The organism is Moorena sp. SIO1G6 (assembly GCF_010672795.1).
Lineage (GTDB): Bacteria > Cyanobacteriota > Cyanobacteriia > Cyanobacteriales > Coleofasciculaceae > Moorena > Moorena producens.
The window spans coordinates 148,565-173,909 of record NZ_JAAHFZ010000003.1 but is presented as its reverse complement, the minus strand read 5'-3'; the positions used below and the strand labels follow the sequence as shown (position 1 = coordinate 173,909).

The following is a 25,345-nucleotide window of genomic DNA, read 5'->3' as shown; positions in this document are numbered from 1 at the left end:
TCGTTAGCGATCTGGCATAGAACCTCTCATCACACCTCCAGGAAGAGAAATTATTGGCACTTGACCGGTAGGAACACTCTCAGGAGTAACTCCAGCAGAAGTAACGCTAGAGGAATCATCAGGATTGATGACAATACCAAGCATCCGAAATACTGTTTGGTTTTCGTCTGGTGAGTCTGAAATTGCTCTGACAAAGTTGTTTCTGACATCCAAGGATTGGTTCGCAGTAAATTCTGTAGTTCCAACGTTGAAAGTAAACACAGAATCGGGCAACCCACCAATATGAGCCCCACCCATGGACGACGAAACGACAGGGTCCATAACATTAAAAGTAAAGTTTCCTAGAGCATCAAGCTGACCCGGAAAACTGATCATCATAGGTGCAGCACTAGGAGAGCGAAAACCTGGTGAAAGGATGGGAATAGTTACACCACCAGCAGGGTTATTAACATTAACATTAAGAATGGCATCAGCATTGATACCTGGTCTTAAGGCAGTGCCAATTTGGGTATCTGTGCTTCCTCGATCAAGCAGAGGGTCACTGACTCCATTGAGAGCATTTTGTAAGAAAGATTTTATTTTTCGGATATCCCGACGACAGTCTATGTCTATTATTCCTGCTGGGGCTTGTGATTGTTCTGTTTCAGAAGGGTTGGTTGAGTCAGCTTGAGCAACCCTATTGTTGGTACAAGTTCGGTTATTGCTGGGTACTTCGTCTGCTTTGACAATATTGCCCAAAGTACTATTGAAACTGTAAAAGCATATTCCGACTAAAAAAGCTTGTCGAATAAATTGCCAAGAATATTTGTGCAGTTTTAACATAAGCTATCCTGTTTTAGAAACGAAAAGTGGCACGGAGTACACCGATATAAATATCGTTGTTTTCTTCTATATGTCCAGGATCAGTAACCATAAAAAATCCTGGAGTAATATAGATATTGTTGCTAAATTTGTGGCGATAGAAAATTTCATAGTGAATTGAAGTGGCGTTATCTTCTCCTAAAAGTAAACCATTGCCGTTCTCTAATTTTAGAGGTTGACCAATGATTAAGCCTAGTAAACTTCCTTCTTGACCAAAAGGATCTGAAAAGGCTAAGGAAAGCAAGTAAGTGCTGGCATTAGCAAAATCATCTGATGCCAAAGCATTAGTGAAGGTATATCCTCCCCAACCCGCAAAGGTAAGGTTATCAGTAAAACGCCACTGTAAGCTACCGCCCACAGCATGGGTCTGAGTTTCTTGAAGCAGTAGACTAGAAGTATCAGCGTTAAAGCTACCTGCGAAAGTATTTAACTGACCATCATTGGCGTAGGCATTAATATAGTGTAGTCCAGCCGCCATGTTATTGGCTGGGGTAAACAATAATTGCACTCCTAAAGCACTATGATCTGGACTAATAAAACCCTGACTAGGGCTACTGCTATTCCGGGTTCCGTAAGCAACTTGTAAACGGAGTGGATCTGCTACAAACCAGTCTAAACCAACCCCCGCATCGAGAGCGCCAATTTTGAAAAGTGGACTGGCTTCGCCGAAACGAGAGATAGAACCTATACCCACATCCAAGAAGGGACTGTTAGCAGTAAGGACACTACCTAAACTAAAACCGACTGGTTTTATAGTAAAGACAACTCGGTCACTAATGGCAAAGCGGTATTCTAAGCTATCTAAAACCACATCATTATCGAGATCGTCTTGGTAAGACAGTAAGGCGGCAAAAGTATTGAGTACATTGGGGTTGGCAAAACCACCATCATCGAAATTACCGGAAGCTAAAACAATACGCAGACGATCTCTGCCTGTGAATGAAGCAACAGTTCCAATGCGGGCAAGATAATTAAGAACAGTGTTAGCATCTCCTGTGCCTGGTGGATTGCCTCCTTCAGCAGCAGCTAGGCCAAAAATAACTTCTCCTCCAAATTTGACAGTGGTGGAAAACTGATGCTCCTCTAGGAAAGCAACTCGACTGTCTAGGTTATCTACCCGTGTTTTTAGTTGGGCTAATTCTGGGTTAAATTGATTAGCTAATTGTTGTAATGTGGCTAAATCTTCTTCAGAAATACGATTAGCACTTTCAACCGCAACCAGTCTCTCAATCTGTTCCATACAGGCGTTCAAACCTGCGGCAAATTCATAGCGAGTTAAGGCTCGGTTGCCTTGAAAAGTCCTATCTTGGTATCCGGCAATACAACCATAGCGTTCTATTAAACTTCGTAGTGCTTCAAATGCCCAGTCCCCCGGTTGCACATCTTGGAGTTGGACAATATTGGTTACCTGAGTCATGGCTGTGCCATCAATTTCAGGTGATGGTTCCAGGGATGTTGATTGTTCTGGTAGTTCTGGAACTGTTGATGTGGGTTCGCTGAGTTGATCAACCCTAGTACTAACTGGATTGGTCGTTGTTGGTGTATTAACACTCTCGATTTTGTCTAATAAGACTATACCCAGTTCTGCATCAAAATCCTTAAGCAGTCGTTCTAGTCTGGCTCGGTGATGTTGAATAACTGCGTCTTCTGATACGGCGCTATAAGTTTGGGCGATATGCTGTTGACAAGCACTTAAGATAGCAGCAAATTCAGAACGGGTTAAGGCTTCATTGTTTACAAAGGCGCTCTTGTCTGTGGTACAGCCAGAAAACTCAACCAGTTCTCTCAAGGCTTCGTAAGACCAGCTTCCAGGTTGTAAATTGTCGGTTAGTGCCCAGGTTTTGGGGGCAGTTAATAGCAATCCGGTTACTCCTGATAGGAAAAGGAGTAAGAGTTTTTGAGTTTTCATGGTCACTCCTGCACACTGAAAAAAGGAAAAATATCGGTTGATTCAAAACTTTATCTCTCTGTTTCCATAAATGATGGTGTTTTTTGACATTCCTGCAATTTTCTTTGTAGAACATCATCCAAGCAAATAATAAGATCTCTGATATCCTCAATGTTGTCAGCTAGTTCAATATTATTGTTCCCTGCTTTGATCAATTTTTCACTCGCTTTCATAAAACTTAAATAAGAAGCTGAATCTATCAGAGATGACTTACCTTCTTTGATTATATTGATAAAGTTATTTATTTTAATTCCTGAATATTTTCTGCCGTGGATTGCTATTAAATAACCCTGAGAATCAAATACAGGCCCACCACTCATACCTACTTTTGTATTATTAGTGTAAGATAAATCAAATCCTCCATCTGACTTAGGAGAAGTAAGTTTCTTATCCACTTTACCTGATAAAGTTTTTCGCTTTCTTTTTTCCTGATCAATACGATCATCATCAGGAATTGGCCAGCCAGAGACAAAGACTTCATCTCCTTCTCCAATCTTGTCTGAATTTCCTACAGGTGCAGTATAGTAGGACTTATGACTCTCAAATTTAATAACTGCCAAGTCAAAACCATCAATTCGTTCGTTTCGTTCGCCTTGTTGTCTGCCGAATTGCTCGATACTATTGGAACTAGCTACTGGATATACTTCCCTATCACTGGTACGGATTCCATAAGGCGTATCAGGATCAGGCACTACGTGCAAAGCTGTTAAAACATAATAAGTGTAGGGAGCTGTGTTTCCTTTTTTTCCGACAATAACACCAGAGCCTAACCTTTCATGCAAAGTTTTATTGATGCTTATACATGACTCAACTGCTCCTTTTTTTTCTAACCCCTCAGAAACAACCACTGTTGTTATACGTGAGATTTTGTCAACTGTTTTTTGCTGTTGTGTAATCGAAAAAACTTTTGGAGGATGTGTGATTATTAAAACAAAAGCAGTAAAAATACCTAAAAAAATAATAGATAATCTGTTAGTGAAGGTCATAGTGCTTTGTTTTAAATAAAAAATTATATATTATTGGGTACTTTAGGCAGATATACTGATTGGGTTTGCTCTTCTGTAAAAATTACAGAAGTATCAGTTCTTTGGAGAAAAATATTGATAGGAATAGCCCAACTCAAGGCATCCATTTTTTTAAACAATTCTGGATTTGGGTAGTTTCCATCAGTTAACTGAAATACTTCAATTCCTTGGAATGGTTTTTTTGTGCGACCATTAATGCCAATAACTTGACCCTTATGATCTAAAACAGGTCCCCCACTCATTCCCAGTTCCACATCGTTAGTGTAGCCCATTTTATAGCCTTGGAGTAAAGAGATTTCTGACATTAACATCTCTAGGGTTCCTGTTGTTAGTTTAAATGCTCTTAAACCCCAATCAAAGGTTTCTCTAAAGCCTTGATCATTGTAGCTATAGTTAGGAAATCCTGCGGCATAAACTTTTTCTCCAATAGTAATCTCAGAGTTTCTTAAAACAGCTACCTCATAAACAATTTCACTTTCAAATTCTACTAAACCTAGATCAATTCCGCTAAGATTAGGCAGAGTCTTTCGACGTGCTGCATGACTCTGAGCATCTGCTGTTAAAACGGTATAGTGATTATCCCTACTACCATTGACGACATGATCGTTAGTTAGCACAGTATAAGTTTTGCCTTGATGATCAATAATGACTCCTGAACCCGCGCCACGATTGGTAAAAATTCGGACTGTTATCTGATGGGCAGTTTCTGCTACAGACTCTTTTACTTCTGATGCGAGTTTTTTTTCAACTGTTTTTCCATACTTTAAGCCAGGTAGGGGTTGCTGCTCTAGTAGGAGGTTTCTAGCTTGCTCGCATGATACCATGACACTAACAATAGTTAAACTATTAACTAAAAATTGATTAAAAAACATAACCTATTGAATGAAAACCATTGTGGTGTAAGGATTACATAAAATACACAAAATAGCACGGTAAGCGCAAGAATAATTGAACCAAAATGTGATAAAGCACAAAGATTATGACCATATCAAGCCTTGATTTTCAGCACGATGGCGCTTCTTTATCAAAATTTTTGGGAATAATGCCTCCTTATTTAATCTTGCACTTACCCTGTACCAAATGGTCTCTATACTTTCATCAATTATTCATACCACGGCTCAATATTACCTTCAGAATTGACCCCCTGGGTAGGATTAGGAGTAGGAGTAGGAGTAGGAGTAGGTCTAGTTGACGAGCCAAACAACTTCTCCTCAACAATCTTGCCAAGTTCTAGATAATATCGCCGACTATTCTGCTGTACTACATGACCAGTTACTACAGGATCACGAAGACGATTACTCAAATCAGCAAGAGCGTCTCCTGAATTCTTATAATAATTACCTAAAATAATATTCATGAGGTGATTACTCTCATTACAACCACTGTGGAAATTATAAACAACGCAAAGAACATCATACCCCTTGCGAGAACCAGTTGTAAGCCGGATGTTTGACATTTTATATCCATTGTTTGCGTAATGTCTATTTAGTGTATTAGTCACTTGATAGCAGCGCTTTTCAGGAGTATACCCATTTGCTGCAAGTGCTTGACTTTGCCAATTAATTATTGGTGGTGTTGGGGAGTTCGGGGAATTCCAAATTTCTTGACCATTCTCAAGGCGAACAACAACTGTGTCCCAACCTATATTCCCACGAATACACTTAAATCTCGCTGTTGGAGCATCTTTGGCAGATAAGGGCTGACTGGTTAAAGTTATAACACTATAAAAAGCTAAACCAGTGACGATATATTTGGCAATCGATTTGAGATTCATGGTAGACTCCTAATTAGGAATAAAAATCAAATAATTAAACAATAAAATAGCTCAAAATAAGCTCAAAAAAATATTAATTATTTACTACTTCTCAATAAAGCAGGAATAATTAATTATTCAGCCCAAGAGTCATTAGGATTGGATAAACTAGGCGAAACCTTACCATTATTTAGACTTAGAGACTCTTTTACTAAGTCTCCCAATCTCATTACATCATATTGTTCACCAAGATTATGAGGAATTGGAATTGGCAAAATATCTTGATATTCTTCCCCAAAAGTTAACAGTAAATTGCTGCCATCACTCATACAGCGCTGTTTCTCACTATTCACAACACAGAGGACATCCAAGCCATTACGACGACCATTAGTAAGATATAATTTTCTTAATTGGTAGCCATTTTGAGCATAAAAGTTGTTGAGCCTATTGGTAACATGAAAACAGCGTTGCTCTGGTGTCCATGAATTCTGGTAAAATCTGTAATCTCGCCAAACAAAAATAGGGGCTGTTTTTTTTCCACTAGCGATAGAAATAGCAATGGCTTCATAACTGTTATCGTTTTTGTTATAGTTACAGGCAAACCTTACAGTTGGAGGATTTACACTGACAACTTCACCCTCAGGGGATGGAGAATTCGGTACAATAACTCTACCCTTGCTATCCGTTAGCTTGAGAACAACTCGATAGTTTCCTTGGCTGTTATCAACTGAAGACACAAAGATTCTCCAAGTTCCTGTTTCAGCCGTATTATCATCCTTAAATTTTTCTCGCTCTCCTACTCCCTCCTGATCAATCGATTTCAGCAACCTGCCATTGGGATCAACTACATATAACTTCAAATTGACCCCAGAATCCGCAACAGGAATCGCCTCTAATTCAATGTCGTAGCCTGAGATTGTTTTGAAATGATACTCATTACAGATTGCTTCTTGAGTTAAGTGACAAGTGGGCGTGTCAGTGAAGCTAATTCTTCCCCAAACAGGTTCAGTAGATTGCAACTCCTGAATTGCCCAAACTGTCTTCCCAAAGCCCAAAAGAGAAATTCCGGTAATGGCAGCGGTAGTAATCCGATGGAACAAGTTGCTCTTCATGAGCAGATATCCGAAAATTTTACAAGGGTTTAACCTAAAGCTTTCGTCAACCTTCGGGACTAATACTATAGTTAGAGTAGAATCAGCGGCAACTAAAGTTTACAATTCTTTACTTTTTAGAGGCTCACTTACTTTTAAATTAAAGAGTTAGTAAGGTTGTTTTAGGGGATATAGAGGCAACCTGGGAGCAGATCAGCTTTGTGGGCTGGGCTTTTGGAACGTAGGTGTGACGCCAAGCGATCGCGACCTAAGGAGCGTCAGCCTTCTCGAAGAGTAACCCAGCACCTGGATCAATGTTGGGTTTTAGGTTTCGTACCGCTTATGGCCAAGCAAGCTACAGCCAAACCTACCTGAATAGGTATATCCAAAACTGACATACTTCCGGAAATCTCGGCTCATAGCCTCTAAATCAATACACCAAGACTTACACAGTACAGGGTGGATTTGATGTTAGGAACAACGATAGGCGGACGCTATCACATTATCAACAAACTTGGCGAAGGTACATACGGTCAGACATGGTTAGCAGAAGACCGACATTTACTGGGCTCTCCTGACTGTGTAGTTAAACAATTGAAGCCCGAGACTACCGACGCCTCTGAGTGGGAGATAGCCAAACGATTATTTGAAGAAGAAGCAAAAACTTTGCAAGAATTAGCCAAAAATGATCTAATTCCGCAAATAATGGCTTATTTAGAAGAAAACGGTCAGCGCTACTTAGTTCAGGAATATATTCAAGGACATGATCTAAGCCAAGAATTGGAGAGAGGGCAAACGTTTAGTGAAACATTAGTTATAGAGCTTTTACAACAAATTTTACAGGCATTAGAAGTTATTCAACAGCATAACCTTATCCACCGCGACATTAAACCGTCTAACTTAATGAGACGTAAGCAAGATGGCAAAGTGGTTCTGATTGACTTTGGAGCCGTAAAAAAGTGGCAACCTGATAACCAGCCTACAGCACCGACTGTTAGGATTGGCACACCAGACTACATGGCTCCTGAACAAGATCAGGGTTATCCTAACCTCAGTAGTGATATATACGCAGTTGGAATGATTGGAATCCAAGCACTTACAGGAGAACTGCCCAACCCCCTACAATGGGATGAAAATGGCAAAATAATCTGGCCTAATAACCAAGTCAAGGTCAGTGATGAACTAGCAGCAGTTTTAGATAAAATGGTATGCTACAAGTTTCGTGAGCGTTACTCCTGTGCAACTCACGCATTAGAAGCACTTAAGGAGGTTAAAGAGGAACTACAGTCAACCATAAGACTTAAGCGTCCTCCAAGGAATATACAAGCTTCACCGTTTAAAATTAAGCCAATTGTTATAGCTGGCTCCTGCTCACTTATTTTTGCTTTGGGTTCTTTATTTTTACTATCCAAAGTATTAGAAAAACCTCAAAACGGAGAACCAGAATATATTAAAAACAAAAACCAAAAACCTTGGTGGGAGTAATATGATTGGACATTGTATAACAGTCCAATTCTATCAGTTAACCAATAAAAAAATTAGCATACTTTTATAATTTACTAGAGTCTAATAAGGCTGTCTCATCCCTTCCTAGTTAACATCCCTCATCAGCATCAACTCTCCCCAGATCAGGAGCAAATCTTCTTGCTAAGTTTCGCGAGTGAGATGGAATATCAGGAAATTGCAAGTCAACTGAAGACCTCTAGAGAGTTGTGGCGCAAACCCATGAGTCAAATCTACATGATTTTAATAATTTTGTGGAATAGGCATCTTGGTGGAATGGGCATCTGGCTGTGGAACGGGCATCTTGATGGAACGGGCATCTTGATGGAATGGGCATCTGGCTGTGAAACGGGCATCTTGCCCGTTACAATTCCCAGGCGGGCAGGATGCCCACCCCACTGATATTTATCCTGCCCCTCAGCAATGCCATAAATTTGACATAACAACGGCTAATCGCTAATTTTCACCTATGATGTCTAATTACTAATTATCAGCTTCACAGGACTTAATCAGTTTATTGAAATCTTCAGGAGGTTCCGCACCACCAGTAATTTCCAGACCAATACTTAGAAACTCTTCATAGGGGTATTTTTCTTGAATTTTATCAATGGTACACTGACAAAAATTCTCAGCCTCTGAGCCCTTAGTCCCAACACATTGCCCCATGTAAAAATTGACAAACTCAGGTGTATAACCAATCTCAGATTGTTGGAGGATAGTCTCAGCTTCTTTAGGGATAGTCAATGGTTTTTGAGGAATAGTCTCAGCTTCTTCAGGAATAGTTTCAGTTTCTTGGGAATAACCCACGGTTGGGCTGACGAGAGCAAACAAACAGGCACTGATAATTGATAGCTGGTATCGTTTGATGTTCATGCTTTTTAACCTCTACAGAAATTAGCCCATTCGGACTATTTTAACAATTGCACACTATTAGGTTTCCCATCTTTTCTCTGAAAGAAACATTAGGCAAAAGGCTTGCAGGGAACATGCAAAACGGAACCATGTCACCTTTGTACATGTCACCTTTGTAATTATGTATATAGATCCCCCCTAACCCCCCTTAACAAGGGGGGAATTAGATTCAAAATTTACCCTTACTAAGGGAGATTGAGATTCAAAAGTCCCCCTTACTAAGGGGGATTTAGGGGGATCTGAATCAGGGATTAACAAAACTGACATGCTCCCAGACAAAACAGATAATCAACAATTAACTGTTAGCAATTTCCAAAGGACTAAAAGACTAGCCAAGAAACACAATACCAGTTTTTAGCTTGTAGGGTAGGTCTAGATTAGATTATCTCAGTTGCTAGTTATCAGTGAGTAATTATCAAAAATTACCTCAAAATCCCTTCCACACACCAAATAGTAGTATTCCTAGATACTCAATTTTCGATTATTGGTATCAAAAGCTAAAAGTTATCAGGATAACGTAAGCTATCAGCTATCAGCGTGTCGCGTATCAGCTATCAGCGTGTCGCGTATCAGCTATCAGCCATTCGCGTAGCGTGGCCAACGGCCAAGGCCAACGGCTGAATGCTTACCTTTCAGCTTTTGAATAAAATAAGCTGACGGCTGACCGCTGACTGCTGAATGCTCACGGAATAACTAGCAACTTTCCTGAGATTACTTCGCCCACCCCACTTTAATTGGTATTTTTTTTAGATGCAAGTCCCTAATTACTACCAATAATCATCCCGACCAGTAGCACAAAGCCAATCCAGACATTTTGGCGAAAAATATCTCCATAGACAGATGTGGGATGATTGGGCTTTCGTAGTCTAGTATAGTGCCAAATCCAGACTACTGTCGCTATCACTAGCGCTAACCAAAAGCCCAGTTGGAGATCCACCACAACTCCCAGGCCAGCAAGCAAGCTAGCACTACCAGCAAAGAACACACCTACGGCATCAGCAGCATACTTACCGAAAAACAAGGCACTAGAGCGCACCCCAATCCTCTGGTCATCCTCCCGGTCTGGCATGGCATAGACTGTGTCAAATCCCAATGCCCAAAGTACCGTTGCTCCCCAGAGTAACCAGGTAGCTGGTTCTAGAGTAGTAGTAATGGCACTCCAACTAATCAGTACAGCAAAACCCCAAGCAATGGCCATAACCAGTTGCGGTACAGGAAACACTCGCTTGGCAGATGGGTAAAACACAATTACTGGTACAGCGGCCACGCAAAGCCCAAAGGTGAAAGCATTAAGATACAGAGCAATCACCCCAGCGCAGACCATAGCAACTAAGGCAACTACTACACCAACTTTGACCGATAGGGCTTTGGATGCCAAAGGGCGTGAGCGAGTTCGCTCCACTTGGGGATCAATATTGCGATCCCAAACGTCATTAATTACACAGCCAGCAGCACTGGTGGCTAAGGTTCCAAGAATAATCACGCTAACCAGGGGAATCGGTGGTTTCCCTTGGGCTGCTAAAAAAACTGCCCACAGTGCTGGCACCATTAAAATCAATCGTCCAGTTGGCTTGTCCCATCGCAACAGTCGCATAATGGCTAGCCAGGTGGGTATGGGATTGGGTTTTGGCTGGGTAAGCATAGCAGGAATGGTGACTCGTTTGTTGGTAATTTTGTTTGTAGGTAATTTTCCGGATTGTTTCCTCGAATCAGAGGAATTTCACAATAGGAGATAGTGCCTATTTTTTGTTAGTCTCCTTAAAGATATCGTTATTGATAGGTTTCGGGTTGATATCTGTAAGCAGGATACATCAATATGGTTAACTCACTGACCCAAGACATTTTCCTACATGTTTCCACTCCTGACAAAGAGCAAGAGCGCATTATTGCTGCCATCGATATTGGTACCAATTCCATTCACATGGTGGTAGTGCGAATTGATCCTAAACTACCGGCATTCACGATTATTGGTAAAGAAAAGGACACGGTCAGGTTAGGAAATTGCAACCCCCGGACCGGTGAGTTGACCCCCGAAGCCATGAACAGAGCGATCGCAACTCTACAACGCTGCAAGGAACTGGCAGCCAGCCTCAATGCTGAAAACATCGTTGCTGTAGCAACCAGTGCTGTGCGGGAAGCTCGGAATGGCCAGGCTTTTTTACAGCAGGTATATACAGAATTGGGTTTATTGGTCAACCTAATTTCTGGTCAGGAGGAAGCACGACGCATCTACCTAGGTGTGTTGTCGGCTATGGAATTCAACAACCAGCCCCATATCATTATTGATATTGGCGGTGGTTCAACGGAATTGATCCTCGGGGATAGTCACAACCCCCGTTCCCTAAGTAGCACAAAAATAGGAGCCGTTCGTCTTACAAAGGAGTTTGTAACTACAGACCCCATCAGCCAAAGTGAGTTTCTCTATTTGCAAGCCTATATCAGGGGAATGTTAGAGCGAGCTGTTGACGACATCCAGGGTAACTTGAAACTCAGTGAACAGCCTCGTTTAGTGGGGACATCTGGCACTATTGAGACCCTAGCCAAGATGCACGCCTATGAACATCTGGGTATGTTACCTAATCCCCTAACGGGTTATGAGCTGACTCGTCAAGATTTGGAAAAAATGCTCAAGCGCTTAGCTGCTATGAGTTTGGCTGAACGCTCAACCCTGCCAGAGATGTCCGAGAGGCGTTCAGAAATTATTGTTGCTGGCACAATCATTTTATTAGAAGCCATGAAGCTTCTGGGAATGGAGTCGATCATAATTTGTGGACGATCACTCCGGGAAGGCTTAATCGTTGACTGGATGCTTACCCATGGATTGATTGAAGACCGGCTACGCTACCAAGATGAGGTCAGGGAAAGGAGTGTAATCGCAGTGGCTGGGAAATATCAGGTCAACCTGGACTATAGTCAGCGGGTGGCTAACTTTGCCCTGAGCTTATTTGACCAAACCCAAGGAAAACTCCACAATTGGGGAACACAGGCACGGGAATTACTTTGGGCAGCAGCAGTTTTACACAACTGTGGCGTGTATGTGAGTCATTCGTCCCACCACAAGCATTCTTATTACTTAATTCGCAATGCTGAACTGTTGGGCTTTCTGGAGCCAGAAATTGAAATCATTGCTAATCTGGCTCGTTACCATCGCAAGAGTCCTCCGAAGAAAAAGCATGAGAATTACAATAATCTGGCCAATCAAGAGCATCGTCTCTTGGTGAGTCAGCTCAGTGCTTTGTTACGGTTAGCTGTTGCTTTAGACCGTAGACAGATTGGAGCAATTCGGCAAGTTAAGTCTGATTATCGCTCCGATGATAAGGCACTTTATCTAGATCTAGTTCCCGCTTTTGGGAATGATGATTGTGCTTTGGAACTGTGGAATTTTGATTATAAAAAATCGGTATTTGAAGAGGAATTTGGAGTTAAAGTGGTGGCGAGTTTGGCATCTAAGAGTAGTCAGCATTATTAAGCTATCAGCTCTCAGCTATCAGCTCTCAGCTATCAGCCATTGAGAGATTATCAATACATTATCAATAGGGTAAGCATTGAGCTATCAGCCTTGGCCTTGGCCTTTGGGTGATAGCTGAATGCTTACAACGCTATAATACCAATTTATATATAATAACCAACGTAATAACTAAATCCAATATAACTGTGTCCAAAAACTCATGTACTCGCATTCTTGATTGCTTGTATATCAGCAGCTATAAAAATAGCTTACCAATGCGTCTTGATATCTGGAGCCAACTCAAATTGTCAACAGATCGTTTGCAATCTCTTGACGCCTGTGGCCAGGATATCTCCACCTTAAAGGAAAAAATTGCAGCTGGGTTCAAAATTCTCGAACCCATCGAACTCTACTGGAAATTTCCAGGGATAAATGCATTTCGACGATTGCAGCAGCACTTTGAGCGCCAGGAATATTCCCGACTTTCCTGGGAAGTGACTCAAATTATACGTTTGATGTCTAGCCGTGCTGAACTGTATGCCGAAGCATACATGGATCAGATTTTTGCAAGCGAACAGAAAGATGGACAGCAAATTATATCGGTCGATAAGTACAATCAAAACTCTAATCAACTCGATTTTACCGTCTTATTTGTCGAAGACGACATGACACCGGAAAAAGAAAAAGAATTACGCCATAAACTGGCAGAAATATCCTCGAACAAAGACAAGTTTATTTATCAGATCATCGTCCTTTCTAATGTTGAAGATGCCCTGACAGCTTTGATGTTGAATCACAGCATTCAATGCTGTGTTATCGGCTACGACTTTCCCCTGCGCTCAAACAACCGTTTGTCACTGCTCGAAAAATACATGAGTCGGTTAGAACAAGCTGAATTAGCTGGGGAATATTACCAACCGAGAGGTCTTACTTTAGGTGAAATTATACATAAGTTACGTCCAGAGTTGGATTTATACTTGTTGAGCGATGTATCCGTGGTTGATGTGGATGCTGAGACCCATCAGAATTTCCGCCGCGTTTTCTACAATCAGGAAGACTATCTTGAAGTACACTTAAGTATTATTCAAGGCATCGAAAAACGTTACGAAACCCCTTTCTTCGATGCCTTAAGAAATTACAGCAAAGAACCCACAGGGGTATTTCATGCCATGCCCATTTCCCGGGGAAATTCCATCTTTAAGTCTGATTGGATTCAGGATATGGGAGAGTTCTACGGTCAAAATCTATTTTTAGCAGAAACTTCAGCAACCAGTGGAGGATTAGACTCATTACTACATCCTACTGGTCCCCTAAAGGAGGCTCAAAATTTAGCAGCGAAAAGCTTTGGTTCCAGGCAAACTTTTTTTGTGACTAATGGGACTTCAACTGCCAATAAAATTGTTGTCCAAGCAATTGTCACCCCAGGTGATATTGCTGGGGGGGCGACAAGCGCCCCGTAAACCTTGATATATATTAAATTGAGCGAATTATGGTAAAAAAAGATAGGTCAGAAATTGTCAAGACGACCTATCAAGTTAGAATGATACCAGAATTATACCAAGATTAGCGATCGCACTCTTATACACACTTAACTCTTTTTGTCAATTTAGGGCGATCGCCTCTCTATGCACACTTGACTCTTTTTGTCAAGTTTTATGTTAAGAAAGATGTTTATAAAGCATAGCTTTTTTAAGGGGGATTTAGGGGGATCTCCGAGGCAAGAAGACACGCCAGGTGGGGGGCGAAACCTTTTTCACAATCACCTACACCGTATTAATCCGAGCGTTATCGGTATAGTAAAACCGTTAATCTGACTAAACCGCCATGAAATCATAATTCGGGCTTGCTGTATAAGTGTGGAAGCCCAAAGTAAGCGCCAGAGTTTGACTTCAGACTTCAGACTTCAGACTTCTGACTTCTGACTTCTTCCTGTTGGGACTAAGCTTTCATTGTAGAAAACAGTAAAAACACTATTACTACTAGTGAAATTAGGTCATGCAAGACTTTCTAGAATATATGCGGACTCTACAGGTCTCGCAGGAGTTAGATAGACCCACCCAAGCCGAATCAGCCAACACCGTTTCCATCGCTACCATCCAAAGTCTGGGTTCTCCCCAGCAAATTCCCCATTATGCCCGAAATCATGCTCTACTCCAGCATCCCTGGTTGCTGAGTTTCCAAAATCCACCGTTAAGGCACACTCACCTAGAGGATTTACCCACTACTGATCAAAAATTAGGAGTCTTAGTTGCTGATCATCCCCGATTATCCTGTTTAATCAGGGAAACTGGCGTAAGTCGTAACCTAGAAACTTGGCTCAAGCAGCGTTATCTGATTAGTTGGTGTTTCCCCAATTGGCTCACTGCTGTTGCTTCTAAGTTACCTACACCCCAAACCCGAATCCCTTTATTAAAGAATCTCTATGAAGAACACGGATTATCGGGGAAACCTGGCCATAGCAAACCCCATCCTCAAATGTGGCAGCAGTTATTTGAAGAATTATCAGCGATCGCACCAGGTCAGTCCATACCTCTACCTAAGTCATCACAAGATTTACTACCAGGAACCCAACGCTACCTGCAAATCTACACAACTGCTTGCTTCCAATACCCCGCTGCCTTTGGATTGGGGATACTGGCTTTCACGGAATCTATCCTACCCTATGAAAACCAACTGATTTTAGCAGGTCTGAAAAAACTGGGTATTTCCACAAAAGGACAAGAATTCTTTGCCGTTCACTGCGACTGTGATCAAGACCATGCTGAGGAAATCTTAGATGTGATTGAGCAGACCGCTAATTCTCCCCAAACCCTTTGGCAAGTATGGCAGGGCGTGGCCATGGCAGTAAGAGCTCGTCAGGGATTTTACGATGATTTGGATCGAGAATTGGTACTGCTGCGTCAAGACACTGTTAAATCCAGTAAAGGTTGAGGACTTTGGCTATTGATAAAGTCATCCCCCTAGTGCTTTTCATTGCTGTTGGTTATGCTCTGAAAGGGAAATTTCAAAAACCTGTAGCAGTTGGTGCCATTAAAACGTTAATTATCAATGCCTTACTGCCTGCTGCTCTATTCCTATCCACGATCAAAATTGATATAAGTCAAGGCTTACTCTCTCTACCGGCTTTCGGACTTGCTATCAATGTCTTCTTGTTAGGAATTGGATGGTTCTTGACAGGTTTGGTGATTCCTAGCAAAGAAAAAGCCAAAGCCCGCTCGTTGATATTGATGTTTGCCTCTTTGGCTCCTGGCTTAACAGTTTATCCGTTTACTCAGGAATTTTTAGGTGAGCAAGGACTAGCTCTAGCCGGGTTGATGGATGTAGGGAATAAATGTTTTGTGCTAATCGGTCTTTATGCTTTAGCTATCTATCTACACCAACGCAGTGTTGATAATTTCCACATCAATTTCAGCAAATTTAAAAGGATTGGATTGACACTGATCCAAGAACCAGCAAATTTAGCGTTGTTACTGGGTTTGTCCATAGGAGCATTAAATCTAGGTAAAACACTTATCCCAGAAATAGTGTTGCAGGCCCTGCAACGGTTAGCGGCTTGCACTACTCCCATGATTCTGTTTTTTGTAGGGATTTCTCTGAAGCCGAAAACCTTACAATTACGGAAAATTTTACTAATTTTACTCGTCCGCTCAGCAGCAGGATTCTGGTTTAGTGCAGCAGTACTGATTTTGTTTAAACCAGATACATTGGCAGAAATGTTACTAGCTGTAGTTTTCCCCCAAAGCGGGTGCAGTTTGTGGCCATTGCTGTACGCTTCCCAGATTAATATGCTCGACCAAGAGCAACATCGGCGTACTAACCCGACATTTGATACGGAATTTGCTCTAGGATTACTGACCACTTCTATTCCGATATCGATTGCTGTGAATTTGATTATTTTTTCTAATAGCGAGTTTTTTATCTCACCGTCCCATCTGGGATTAGTCGGAACTATCCTTTTGCTCCTGTTCAGGATAGCAAAGGGAATCGGGAATCGGGAATCGGGAATCGGGAATCGGGAATCGGGAATCGGGAAGAGAGAATCGGGAAGAGAGAATCGGGAATAGCGATGGGTTGCATCAAGACACAGAATCAACGTCACAGAAGACTGTACCTCATAACTGCGAGAAACGCTATGATTTAATTTTGGTAGTGACCATTAGGCAGTAGCAGGAAAACTGCCACCAATGAAATGGATATCACTAAAGGTTTCGATCCACAGACGAGCGCCACAACCCAGTGGCTTATCGGGCTGATAGACAATCCGACAAGGACCGAGGATTTCGACTTGATTGCCGTAGAGATTGTTGCCGCTTCGTTTTACTGAAATGACTGGCTGACGCTCTTCGGGACTTTTGTGATTGTTGCTGCCAATCCGATTGCGGTTGACATTGATTTTGGCCAGAGCAGGAGGACGAGTGGTACGCCATTTGCCCTTTGGTCCACGCTTCTTCTCAATGATTTGAGGCAGATGGTTGAACAGGGGAATAATCCAGAATTTTCCGCTTTTATAAGCACCCCGGACGCGACCATCATTGAGGAGTTGACGCAAGCGTCGAGAAGAAATACCTAACAGAGAAGCGGCTTCAGTAGTACAAACGGACTTGTTCATGAGTGCTTTTCCTTTACTCTTCCGATATCACTATTATAAATCAAAAAGTTAGCTGAGGAGGTGTTTGTCAATTATTGTTAATATTTATTTACAAACACCTCCTCAGCTCAAGGGGAATCTAAATTGAAGTTTTCGACATCATTGTGATCAAATATGGATTTGCATGGGGATGATGCTCGGGTCTTTGGTGTAGGTAGACTTAACAGAGGGATCATATAGTGGTGGTCCCACCTGTGAGAAGCCATACCTTTTAAACAGGGGAAGATTATGAGGTAAAAGCGCAACCAGCATAATCGAGGCATTATGCTGGTTGGCTACCCTAACAGCTGAAGAAATAATCTGATTAAAGGGGATTTTTCCTCGCTTTTCTTTGAGGACGACCAGACGTGACATTTCACAGACTTTTTTTTGATCAAACTGCTTGAGGTCAAACCCACTTTCCTCTATCGGTAGTCCAAGAGAGTTGTTAGGGAAGACAATTCGGTAAGTTCCCACAACAGCGTTGGAATCAAGAATTTGTATATACACTGAGACAGGATCGTAGTCATCAGGTATCTGCATCCCGAACAACTCTAACTCCTGGTGAAAGATGGAGACCTGCATTTGATGGCACAAGTCTAATTCCTCAGAGATGCTAACCTGTCGAATCGAAATGGTCATGGATAGTCGTTTTGTTCTAGTCTGTTAAAACAGGGAATTTTTTAACCACTTCCCCTCGATAAAGCCATGGTAAATAGGACTGAATCACTGTTAACGTAATTCTGTCATCCTGATGAGTAATAGCCAAGAAAAACCCAGAGGGCTGAGATGCTTAATTTTAATTTTATAAACCGTCATTGAAGATTACCGCTTTTTGTAAATTGCAAAGCGATCGCCATTGTTCGTGCCTTGAAAATCAAATCCCGCTTCTGTTAAGAGTTGACGAGTAGTTTCCGGTTTAAAAACGGTAATTGTGATTTGTTCTTGAGCTACAATTTCTCCATCTTTTTTAAATAAATACCTTTTTTCAAAGGTATAATATTTTGGTGTATCTTCCCCTTCTGTAATACACTGGGAATAAACAATCCCTTCACCTAGGTATTTGTCAAAGTCATCATGGGGTTTTTGCAGGTGTAGCAATAATAATCCCCCTTCTTTTAAGTGGCGAGCTACATTTGCTAACCCTTGACGATTGGCTTCAAGACCGGGAACGTGACCCCCAAATTGCCATTGAGCTTGATCTCCCTGATCAAGAATTCCCCAAACTCCTCCATTGGAGATCGCTACATCGAATTTGGCGTTTAAGTCCATTGTTACGGCATCAGCTTCAATCAATTTAACCTGATTTCCCAAACGTTGTTTGGCAATTTCAAGCATGGATGCGGTAAAGTCAATTCCCGTAAACTCGCAGGTTGGATCGAGTTCGATGTACTTTTGAGCTAGTAGTCCTGTTCCTACACCCAACTCTAGAACTTGACGACCATCACCCACTATCGAGTGGGCTTCTTTAGCTAGGCTCTGAAAATCGTAGTAACCAGATGTCACCCACAAATCGTAATATTTGGTAATTTCTGTATATTGATTGACCATTTTTTTCTAGAAATGGAATGAATGAACAACCGAAAATTTTGTACGTTATCTCGTTGAGGGTTAGTCTCTACGGATAAGCATGGAAAAAAGTTCCGACTTCTATTTGGAGTCAGCACTTAGCCAAAATTACGGGTTTTATTTTACAGTAAAATGGTTATTGTCTCGCAATAATCTACAAAAAACCCGACACAACGGCTCATTGCTGTGCCAGGTCTTGCGGACTCGCCTTACTTTCTTGATAGTCCCGATGGCTAGTTCGAGCTTGCCACAAGACCGATCTTTACTAGATTGATATTAATCGCTCTAAGCATTTCTAGCGTCTTCGACCCAGCTATCAAACAGGTCTTGATGGTTTTCAATCCATTCTTCGGCATGGTGACGGATATCTTTTGAGCTATCTTCACCCTGGTTGAGTAATTCATTTTGGGTATTGATATCCTGAACGGGAATATGAATCAGTTCAAACAAGCGCTTGGCGGCTGGGTTAGCAGATACAAATTTCTTATTAGCTACGATTCGGATCCGATCGATGGCAAATCCCAGATTTTTACCATTTACTGAGGTATCTTTTGCGGTCAAGTCTTTTTGCGATTCTGGTAGATCAGTGAAGGGAACTTCTAGCCAAACTACATCTTGATCTGGTTTTAACACTGCTGCCATCCACATGGGAGTCCAGGTGTAGTATAGGATTGGTTGTCCTTGGTTGTAGCGAGTAATGGCATCTACAATTAAGGCTGAGTAGGTTCCTTGGTCTTGCTCAACCGTGTCTTCAAGTCCGTAAGCTTTAAGATGATGCTCAATCATAATTTCACAAAACCAACCGGAATTACAGCCAATCAAATTTGCTTTACCATCCCCATCTGAGTCAAAGAGTTTAGCGATTTTTGGGTCTTTGAGTTGCTCTAGGCTAGTGATGTTGTATTTATCAGCAGTTTTTTTATCAATCTGATAACCTTGCCAGAGATCAGAGGTGATTACTCCGAGTCGTTCTAACTTCTGATCACCACCACTTTTTTCAACAAAGGGTCTATGACCGATGTCCCAATTGACAGCAGTGTAATCTAGGTCGCCGTTGCCCAAAGCCAGGTAAGCGGTGACGTATTCAATTTGTTTTGGCTCTTTGATAGTGTAACCAAGTTTTTCCAGACCGATGTTGACAATTTCGGTTTGGAATTGTTCTTCTTGCAAGCTGCTATAGACCGATTGTACGCTCACCCCTTTACCAGGCATGGCTAAATTAGAGTCTGTGGTTACTTGGGCTTGGGAGGGTTGTTGCCAAGTGATAAAACCCAGGAGTGCCAGTAAAACTGTTCCTGAAACAATAGCCCCAGTCACTTTTTGACCTGTTGATGAAGAGCGCACCAAACCAATTGGTCCTCGTTGCAACCAAGGGATTTGGTTGTTGCCTTGACTGACTATCTGAGTGATCCGATCCAGCATCACTGCGATTAGAACGATGCTCAATCCTCCGACAGCAGCTAGTCCCACATTCACCCGACCTAGTCCTTGCAATACCATCTGTCCAAGTCCTCCTACTCCAATCATGGAGGTTACCACCGACATGGATAAGGCTAAGAGGATGGCTTGGTTGACTCCAGCCAGAATGGTTGGCATGGCTAGGGGAATTTGGACTTCAAATAACATTTGTGTCGGGGTTGAGCCAAATGCGATCGCAGCTTCGACAACTTCTGTAGACACTTGCCGAATCCCTAGGTTAGTCAACCGAATCAGGGGGGGTATGGCAAAGACACAGGTTGCCATTACTCCAGGCACTGCACCAATCCCAAACAACATCACTACTGGGACAAGATAGACGAAGGAGGGTAGGGTTTGCATGGCATCTAGCAGGGGTCGCAGCACTTTCTCAATGCGATCGCTACTGGCACAGGCAATACCGAAGGTGATGCCTATCACCATGCAAAACACTACAGCAGTCACCACTAGGGAAAGAGATACCATGGCTTGGGTCCAGGCTCCCAAAAAGCCAATCAAGCTCAAAGCAGCAACGCTATAAATCGCAATTCTGCCACCAGCCAGTTGCCATGCTATCAAGGCAATCAGAATCAGTAAAATTAATGGAGGAATCGATAGCAACAGCCATTCTATACTCTCCAGGGTGATGCTAATCGGTAGACTAATCCCTTGAAAGAAAGGACGAAAATTGTCAACCAGGAAATTCACTGCAGCAGTAATCCACTGCTGGAGGGGTAAGGTATAAAGCTCAAAGGGGTTCAGTACAATATCTAGACCTCCTTGGCTCTTGGCGGTCAGGAAAACAGATAGAGTCAAGGATTTCAACACAACAATACCAGTATTTTTTTTAATATTATCATGCCAGGGAGCATTTATTTTGTCAGGGGTTGGTAATGGGTAATATCAACTCCGCTGGCATGAGATTGATGAGCAAATTGATTGACTAGTCAGCGTTTTCTTTTCCTTTATAGTTATCTTGTCAGCCGTCAGCTGTCAGCCGTCAGCTGTTCGCGTAGCGTGCGCGTAGCGCTTTAGCTGATAGCTCTATAGCACCCTAAAAAAAGTGATAAATGTTATAAATGTCATAATTTTCTACTGGTTTACGATCACTAATTCGGCTCAAATCTAGAAGTTATCCCCAAACTTTCCACACTCCCTACTCCCTGCTGCCTAGAAAATTTGTAACAAAAATTATAAAAATATGTTATAATATAAATTTATTTTTATGTTATAATAAAATCACGTCATCAAACACTAGCAATGTTCCGTCAATAACTCACCGCTAACTCACCCACGAGTATAGCGGGAGCTTGTGAAAGCTCTTAGTTGACCAGTCTGAGTTCTTAGAGAACTACGTTATTTTCAAGCGTTTAAATTCCTACCTGGGGATGCGTAGCTAGTCCCCAGCTCTAGAACCCAATTATTAAACAGGCGTAGTTGAGTTAGGCCAGTGTAATTGGGAAAGTACCGAGAAATAACATTGACGAAGCTAACCTTACCCTAGCAATAGGAGAATGCACAATTATGCGTGTATTTGTACTCAATAAGAACCTACAACCTTTAGACCCCTGTAAACCTGCAAGAGCAAGAATTTTGCTTTCAACGGGTAAAGCAAAGGTCTATCGTCGTTACCCATTCACCATAGTTTTGAGGGAGGAAATAAAGGAACCAATCACTCACGAGCATCAATTAAAAATAGACCCTGGCGCAAAAACAAGCGGTCTAGCTATTGTCCATGGGGAACGAGTAATCTGGGGAGCCGAACTTACCCATAGGGGCTTTCAAATACGAGATGCGTTGAACTTTCGTAGGCAATTAAGGAGCAGTAGACGGAATCGAAAAACTCGATACCGCAAGCCCAGATTTCTTAATAGAACCAGACCAGAAGGTTGGCTACCCCCTAGTCTGATGTCTAGAGTTCAAAATATTTTAACTTGGGTTAAAAAACTGACTCGACTATGTCCTGTTGCAGGCATATCTCAAGAGTTAGTCAGATTTGACACTCAAAAACTGCAAAATCCTGAAATCTCTGGGATTGAGTATCAGCAGGGTACACTTTACGGTTACGAACTTCGGGAATATTTACTTGAAAAATGGAATCGCAAATGTGCTTATTGTGGAGCAACAGGTATTCAGCTAGAAATTGAACACATTAAACCATTATCTAAAGGTGGTTCCGATCGGGCTTCTAATTTGACCATTGCGTGTCATCCATGTAACCAGGCTAAATCTAACCAAGACATTGAGCTTTTCTTGTCTTTGAAGCCTAGTATCTTGAAACGCATACTGAGTCAAGCTAAACGCCCCCTGGTTGATGCGGCTTCTGTCAATTCAACTCGCTGGAAGTTGTACCACGAATTGAAATCAATAGGATTGCCTGTTGAAGTGGGTAGCGGCGGATTAACAAAATTCAATAGGTGCCGCCAAAATCTTCCCAAAACTCATTGGTTGGATGCGGCCAATGTTGGAAAAGTTGAAACATTGATTGTTGAAGTAACCCATCCTTTGATAATAACTGCCAAGGGACACGGTACTCGTCAGCTCTGTAGAACCAACAAGTATGGCTTTCCTATTCGTCATTGCTCCAGAATCAAGTTTCACAAAGGTTTTCAGACAGGAGATATTGTCCGCGCCGTGGTAACTAAAGGAAAGAAGGTCGGTACTTACGTTGGGCGAGTAGCCACTCGAAAATCAGGATCTTTCAACATCTCAACTAAATTAGGGCTGGTACAAGGAATTAGTCACAAATATTGCCAATTTATTCACAGGAAGGATGGTTATGCTTATACAAACTAGACCCTGTCCTCCCTTTCCTCTCACCGCGTGGGTCAAAGATTATAGCGGGAGTCTCCAGAAAGGCGGATAGATGAACCTTTCCCAACTAACTATTCCGGTCACGATCATTCTTGTTCCCCAAGGAGCAGAATATCAAGCAATTTGTCGAGGAATCAACCAGATTACTGGTCGTCCATTACCTCGGATTCTATCTATTCCGATAGGAGCAGAGCCTGTAACTCAGTATCTAGAAACATGGTTACAAACTACAACAAATTTTCCTAAGCACTCCCAACCTCAAGTACTTTTGATGGGATTGTGTGGCAGCTTATCTCCTAACTATTCCGTTGGTGATATTGTTGTGTATAACGATTGTGTTGCTATCGACCGAAACCAAGATAGACCTGAACCACTGGTGCAACAGTGCTGCAGCCAACTGACTAGCTTAGTTCAGCAGCAACTGGGCAAAAAGGCTAATTTAGTGAGGGGATTGAGTAGCGATCGCATAATTTGGTCTAGCTTAGAAAAGCGTCAACTCGGTCAGAGCTACCAAGCTGACGTAGTGGATATGGAAGGATTTGCTACCCTATCGGTACTTAATGCCAAAGGATTTGCTGTAGCAATGGTAAGAGTAATTAGTGATGATAGCTATTACAATATCCCAGACCTTACCTCAGCCATTAGTGCTGATGGATCATTGAAACCCTTGCCCTTAGCCATGGGTATGCTAAAGCAACCAATAGCAGCTACTAGACTAATTCGAGGTTCCCTACGAGGGTTGAAAGTCTTAGAGGAATTAAGTATTAGACTTTTCTCTAACCGTCAAGCCTCAACAACAGAAGTCTGATTGGAACAACTGAGAGTAAGATGGAATCGCTGTTAATCAGGACAAGACGATTCGTCTTCGTATAAGTAATCAGTAATTAGTGAATATGGCATCAAAAGGCTTTCCCATCTTTATTGTATCTATGCTCAAGTCAATCATTGTTCTAGGAGGGCGTCATTGGTGGCTCTCTTTTTTATTGTGGATGGTTCTAATCGCACCAGTTCAGGCAGCGCTAGAACTGCGGGTAGCGGTTGAGCAGGGAGTCAAACAGGTAACCTTGGGGAGTTCCACCACAGCTATTGTCCGAGATGGGACAGGTCAAGCCGTGGGAAACTTAAACGCCATGGCGGGTATGACTGCGGAAACTAACGGTAGTGGAATTAAGTTAGGTCAGTGGCAAGGGAAATCCCTCTGGATTGAACCGAAAGACAATGGTTATGTTTGGATAGGCGATCGCTGGTACCGGGGACGCACTCGACTGGTTAGTTCTGACAATAAGCTAACAGCAGTCAACCATGTTGATTTAGAACACTATCTCTATAGTGTCATTGGCGCAGAAATGAGTCCCAGTTGGCCTATAGAAGCCTTGAAAGCCCAAGCAGTAGCAGCTCGTTCCTATGTGCTCCATCAACGGAGCAAATCCAAGAGTGATATCTATGATGTAGGGGATACCCAGCGCTGGCAAGTTTACAAAGGTCTAAATAGCGAAACAGTAACCACCCATCAAGCAGTTAATGGTACAGCGGGACAGATAATGACGTATGGTAATAAAGTGATTCTCGCTGTTTTCCATGCTGCGTCTGGAGGACATACAGAAAATGTAGAAGATATTTGGTGGAGTGAACCGATTCCTTACCTACAGGGTGTACCTGATTACGATCAGGGCACACCAGTCTACCAGTGGACAAAAAGCTTTTCTGCTAGTCAACTGAGCCAGAAGATTCCTGGTGTTGGTAATATTATCGCCATGACCCCAGTGGAGAGGACACCCCGAGGCAGAGTGATCACTCTTAAAGTAGAAGGCAGTAGGAATACAAAGACTATTAAGGGCAAGGAATTACGCAAAATCCTAGGTCTGAAAAGTCGGCTGTTTACGGTGTCTCAAACCGAAAATGGTTTCCAATTCAACGGTCGTGGTTATGGTCACGGATTAGGATTAAGTCAGTGGGGAGCCTACAACTTAGCCCGTCGGGGATTGAATTACCTACAAATTTTGAGTCACTATTACTCTAGTGCTCAACTATCCCAGATGGATTGATATGGCGCTACGCGCAAGGCAATAGGCATGCTAGCAATAGGCAATAGGGAGTAGGGAGTAGGGAGTAGGGAGTAGGGAGTAGGGAGTAGGGAGTAAGCTGGTGTTGCTTTAAATTGCCTATTGCTCAATTATTCAAAAATCTTAAAACCCTCCTACCTCTCCCTATATACCTAATCTAATCAAGAGAACCAGTTGTTAAATTTAAACAGCTTAGAGTAATGGTTATTCAGTACCTTTTGTGCTAAAGTTCCAGTAAACTTAGGCTATTCAACTAAAAAAAATTTATGAATACGG

The 25,345-nt window shown here is 42.1% G+C and carries 22 protein-coding genes; 9 read left to right on the top strand and 13 right to left on the bottom strand.

The genetic code is table 11. The features are described from left to right. Positions 1-3 precede the first annotated feature (3 nt). From F6K63_RS05040 to F6K63_RS05015, 6 genes are all read right to left on the bottom strand, one after another. Positions 4-822 (bottom strand): hypothetical protein, encoded by an 819-nt coding sequence (locus tag F6K63_RS05040; RefSeq protein ID WP_287311082.1) that lies wholly within the window; start codon positions 820-822, stop codon positions 4-6. Positions 823-835: 13 nt separating this feature from the next. Beyond that, positions 836-2,770, bottom strand: coding sequence for an iron uptake porin (locus tag F6K63_RS05035; RefSeq protein WP_287311081.1), 1,935 nt, complete (start codon positions 2,768-2,770; stop codon positions 836-838). Positions 2,771-2,820: 50 nt separating this feature from the next. Beyond that, a complete protein-coding gene (locus F6K63_RS05030) occupies positions 2,821-3,795 on the bottom strand; it encodes a S1 family peptidase (RefSeq protein WP_287311080.1) in 975 nt (324 codons plus the stop codon). A gap of 23 nt (positions 3,796-3,818) precedes the next feature. Then, the gene (locus tag F6K63_RS05025) at positions 3,819-4,658 is read right to left on the bottom strand and encodes a S1 family peptidase (protein WP_287311079.1); all 840 of its coding nucleotides are present in this window, start codon (positions 4,656-4,658) and stop codon (positions 3,819-3,821) included. Positions 4,659-4,936: 278 nt separating this feature from the next. Then, a complete protein-coding gene (locus tag F6K63_RS05020; RefSeq protein WP_287311077.1) occupies positions 4,937-5,608 on the bottom strand; it encodes a COP23 domain-containing protein in 672 nt (223 codons plus the stop codon). Positions 5,609-5,721: 113 nt separating this feature from the next. Continuing rightward, entirely contained in the window at positions 5,722-6,699 is a 978-nt protein-coding gene (locus tag F6K63_RS05015) for a COP23 domain-containing protein (protein ID WP_287311076.1), read from the bottom strand. Positions 6,700-7,146: 447 nt separating this feature from the next. Between F6K63_RS05015 and F6K63_RS05010 the strand changes: the two genes are divergently transcribed. Beyond that, positions 7,147-8,163: a serine/threonine-protein kinase gene (locus tag F6K63_RS05010; protein WP_287311074.1), complete on the top strand. Its 1,017-nt coding sequence runs from the start codon at positions 7,147-7,149 to the stop codon at positions 8,161-8,163. Positions 8,164-8,247: 84 nt separating this feature from the next. After that, a complete protein-coding gene (locus F6K63_RS05005; RefSeq protein ID WP_353737205.1) occupies positions 8,248-8,583 on the top strand; it encodes a sigma-70 region 4 domain-containing protein in 336 nt (111 codons plus the stop codon). Between the two features lie 81 nt (positions 8,584-8,664). Here the strand turns inward: F6K63_RS05005 and F6K63_RS05000 are convergent, their stop codons facing one another. Together F6K63_RS05000 and F6K63_RS04995 are read right to left on the bottom strand one after the other, a co-directional pair. Continuing rightward, a complete protein-coding gene (locus tag F6K63_RS05000) occupies positions 8,665-9,054 on the bottom strand; it encodes a hypothetical protein (RefSeq protein WP_287311072.1) in 390 nt (129 codons plus the stop codon). Positions 9,055-9,853: 799 nt separating this feature from the next. Continuing rightward, complete coding sequence (locus F6K63_RS04995) at positions 9,854-10,735, bottom strand: 4-hydroxybenzoate solanesyltransferase (protein ID WP_287311071.1); 882 nt, start codon at positions 10,733-10,735, stop codon at positions 9,854-9,856. Positions 10,736-10,909: 174 nt separating this feature from the next. On the opposite strand from F6K63_RS04995, the gene F6K63_RS04990 reads away from it, so the two are divergent. The 4 genes from F6K63_RS04990 to F6K63_RS04975 all read left to right on the top strand — a co-directional run bounded on the left by F6K63_RS04990 (position 10,910) and on the right by F6K63_RS04975 (position 16,605). Next, on the top strand, positions 10,910-12,562 hold the full coding sequence (locus F6K63_RS04990; protein ID WP_287311069.1) for a Ppx/GppA phosphatase family protein: 1,653 nt from the start codon (positions 10,910-10,912) through the stop codon (positions 12,560-12,562). Between the two features lie 185 nt (positions 12,563-12,747). Beyond that, on the top strand, positions 12,748-14,001 hold the full coding sequence (locus tag F6K63_RS04985) for a hypothetical protein (protein WP_287311068.1): 1,254 nt from the start codon (positions 12,748-12,750) through the stop codon (positions 13,999-14,001). A 535-nt stretch (positions 14,002-14,536) separates the two neighbouring features. Continuing rightward, complete coding sequence (locus F6K63_RS04980) at positions 14,537-15,472, top strand: iron-containing redox enzyme family protein (protein WP_287311067.1); 936 nt, start codon at positions 14,537-14,539, stop codon at positions 15,470-15,472. 5 nt (positions 15,473-15,477) lie between these two features. After that, positions 15,478-16,605, top strand: coding sequence for an AEC family transporter (locus F6K63_RS04975; RefSeq protein ID WP_287311065.1), 1,128 nt, complete (start codon positions 15,478-15,480; stop codon positions 16,603-16,605). 92 nt (positions 16,606-16,697) lie between these two features. On the opposite strand, the gene F6K63_RS04970 is transcribed toward F6K63_RS04975, so the two are convergent. From F6K63_RS04970 to proX, 4 genes are all read right to left on the bottom strand, one after another. Then, positions 16,698-17,150, bottom strand: a complete 453-nt coding sequence (locus F6K63_RS04970) for a helix-turn-helix domain-containing protein (protein ID WP_008190695.1) — start codon at positions 17,148-17,150, stop codon at positions 16,698-16,700. A 147-nt stretch (positions 17,151-17,297) separates the two neighbouring features. Next, positions 17,298-17,810: an N-acyl amino acid synthase FeeM domain-containing protein gene (locus F6K63_RS04965; protein ID WP_008190697.1), complete on the bottom strand. Its 513-nt coding sequence runs from the start codon at positions 17,808-17,810 to the stop codon at positions 17,298-17,300. Positions 17,811-17,993: 183 nt separating this feature from the next. Continuing rightward, complete coding sequence (locus F6K63_RS04960) at positions 17,994-18,719, bottom strand: class I SAM-dependent methyltransferase (RefSeq protein WP_287311064.1); 726 nt, start codon at positions 18,717-18,719, stop codon at positions 17,994-17,996. A gap of 303 nt (positions 18,720-19,022) precedes the next feature. Continuing rightward, positions 19,023-21,020, bottom strand: coding sequence for a glycine betaine/L-proline ABC transporter substrate-binding protein ProX (proX, locus tag F6K63_RS04955; RefSeq protein WP_287311062.1), 1,998 nt, complete (start codon positions 21,018-21,020; stop codon positions 19,023-19,025). A 696-nt stretch (positions 21,021-21,716) separates the two neighbouring features. Between proX and iscB the strand changes: the two genes are divergently transcribed. The 3 genes from iscB (at position 21,717) to F6K63_RS04940 (ending at position 25,051) form a co-directional block, all read left to right on the top strand. Next, positions 21,717-22,988, top strand: a complete 1,272-nt coding sequence (gene iscB / locus F6K63_RS04950) for an RNA-guided endonuclease IscB (RefSeq protein WP_008190703.1) — start codon at positions 21,717-21,719, stop codon at positions 22,986-22,988. A gap of 70 nt (positions 22,989-23,058) precedes the next feature. Then, positions 23,059-23,814 carry a 5'-methylthioadenosine/S-adenosylhomocysteine nucleosidase family protein gene (locus F6K63_RS04945; protein ID WP_287311060.1) on the top strand — a complete coding sequence of 252 codons (756 nt, stop codon included), beginning with the start codon at positions 23,059-23,061 and terminating at the stop codon, positions 23,812-23,814. A gap of 85 nt (positions 23,815-23,899) precedes the next feature. Next, a complete protein-coding gene (locus tag F6K63_RS04940) occupies positions 23,900-25,051 on the top strand; it encodes a SpoIID/LytB domain-containing protein (RefSeq protein ID WP_193431592.1) in 1,152 nt (383 codons plus the stop codon). Here F6K63_RS04940 and F6K63_RS04935 read toward each other — a convergent pair. Beyond that, positions 25,030-25,179, bottom strand: a complete 150-nt coding sequence (locus F6K63_RS04935; protein WP_287311058.1) for a hypothetical protein — start codon at positions 25,177-25,179, stop codon at positions 25,030-25,032. The genes F6K63_RS04940 and F6K63_RS04935 overlap by 22 nt on opposite strands. Positions 25,180-25,345: the final 166 nt, after the last annotated feature.

Excerpts from the sequence above, each read along its gene's own strand:
- F6K63_RS05015 (WP_287311076.1), bottom strand. The coding sequence starts at position 6,699 with ATGAAGAGCAACTTGTTCCATCGGATTACTACCGCTGCCATTACCGGA.
- F6K63_RS04980 (WP_287311067.1), top strand. The coding sequence starts at position 14,537 with ATGCAAGACTTTCTAGAATATATGCGGACTCTACAGGTCTCGCAGGAG.
- F6K63_RS05030 (WP_287311080.1), bottom strand. The coding sequence starts at position 3,795 with ATGACCTTCACTAACAGATTATCTATTATTTTTTTAGGTATTTTTACT.
- F6K63_RS05000 (WP_287311072.1), bottom strand. The coding sequence starts at position 9,054 with ATGAACATCAAACGATACCAGCTATCAATTATCAGTGCCTGTTTGTTT.
- F6K63_RS04940 (WP_193431592.1), top strand. The coding sequence starts at position 23,900 with ATGGCATCAAAAGGCTTTCCCATCTTTATTGTATCTATGCTCAAGTCA.
- F6K63_RS04995 (WP_287311071.1), bottom strand. The coding sequence starts at position 10,735 with ATGCTTACCCAGCCAAAACCCAATCCCATACCCACCTGGCTAGCCATT.
- F6K63_RS04960 (WP_287311064.1), bottom strand. The coding sequence starts at position 18,719 with ATGGTCAATCAATATACAGAAATTACCAAATATTACGATTTGTGGGTG.
- F6K63_RS04965 (WP_008190697.1), bottom strand. The coding sequence starts at position 17,810 with ATGACCATTTCGATTCGACAGGTTAGCATCTCTGAGGAATTAGACTTG.
- F6K63_RS04970 (WP_008190695.1), bottom strand. The coding sequence starts at position 17,150 with ATGAACAAGTCCGTTTGTACTACTGAAGCCGCTTCTCTGTTAGGTATT.
- F6K63_RS05035 (WP_287311081.1), bottom strand. The coding sequence starts at position 2,770 with ATGAAAACTCAAAAACTCTTACTCCTTTTCCTATCAGGAGTAACCGGA.
- F6K63_RS05010 (WP_287311074.1), top strand. The coding sequence starts at position 7,147 with ATGTTAGGAACAACGATAGGCGGACGCTATCACATTATCAACAAACTT.
- F6K63_RS05040 (WP_287311082.1), bottom strand. The coding sequence starts at position 822 with ATGTTAAAACTGCACAAATATTCTTGGCAATTTATTCGACAAGCTTTT.
- iscB (WP_008190703.1), top strand. The coding sequence starts at position 21,717 with ATGCGTGTATTTGTACTCAATAAGAACCTACAACCTTTAGACCCCTGT.
- F6K63_RS05020 (WP_287311077.1), bottom strand. The coding sequence starts at position 5,608 with ATGAATCTCAAATCGATTGCCAAATATATCGTCACTGGTTTAGCTTTT.
- F6K63_RS04945 (WP_287311060.1), top strand. The coding sequence starts at position 23,059 with ATGAACCTTTCCCAACTAACTATTCCGGTCACGATCATTCTTGTTCCC.
- F6K63_RS04990 (WP_287311069.1), top strand. The coding sequence starts at position 10,910 with ATGGTTAACTCACTGACCCAAGACATTTTCCTACATGTTTCCACTCCT.
- F6K63_RS05025 (WP_287311079.1), bottom strand. The coding sequence starts at position 4,658 with ATGGTATCATGCGAGCAAGCTAGAAACCTCCTACTAGAGCAGCAACCC.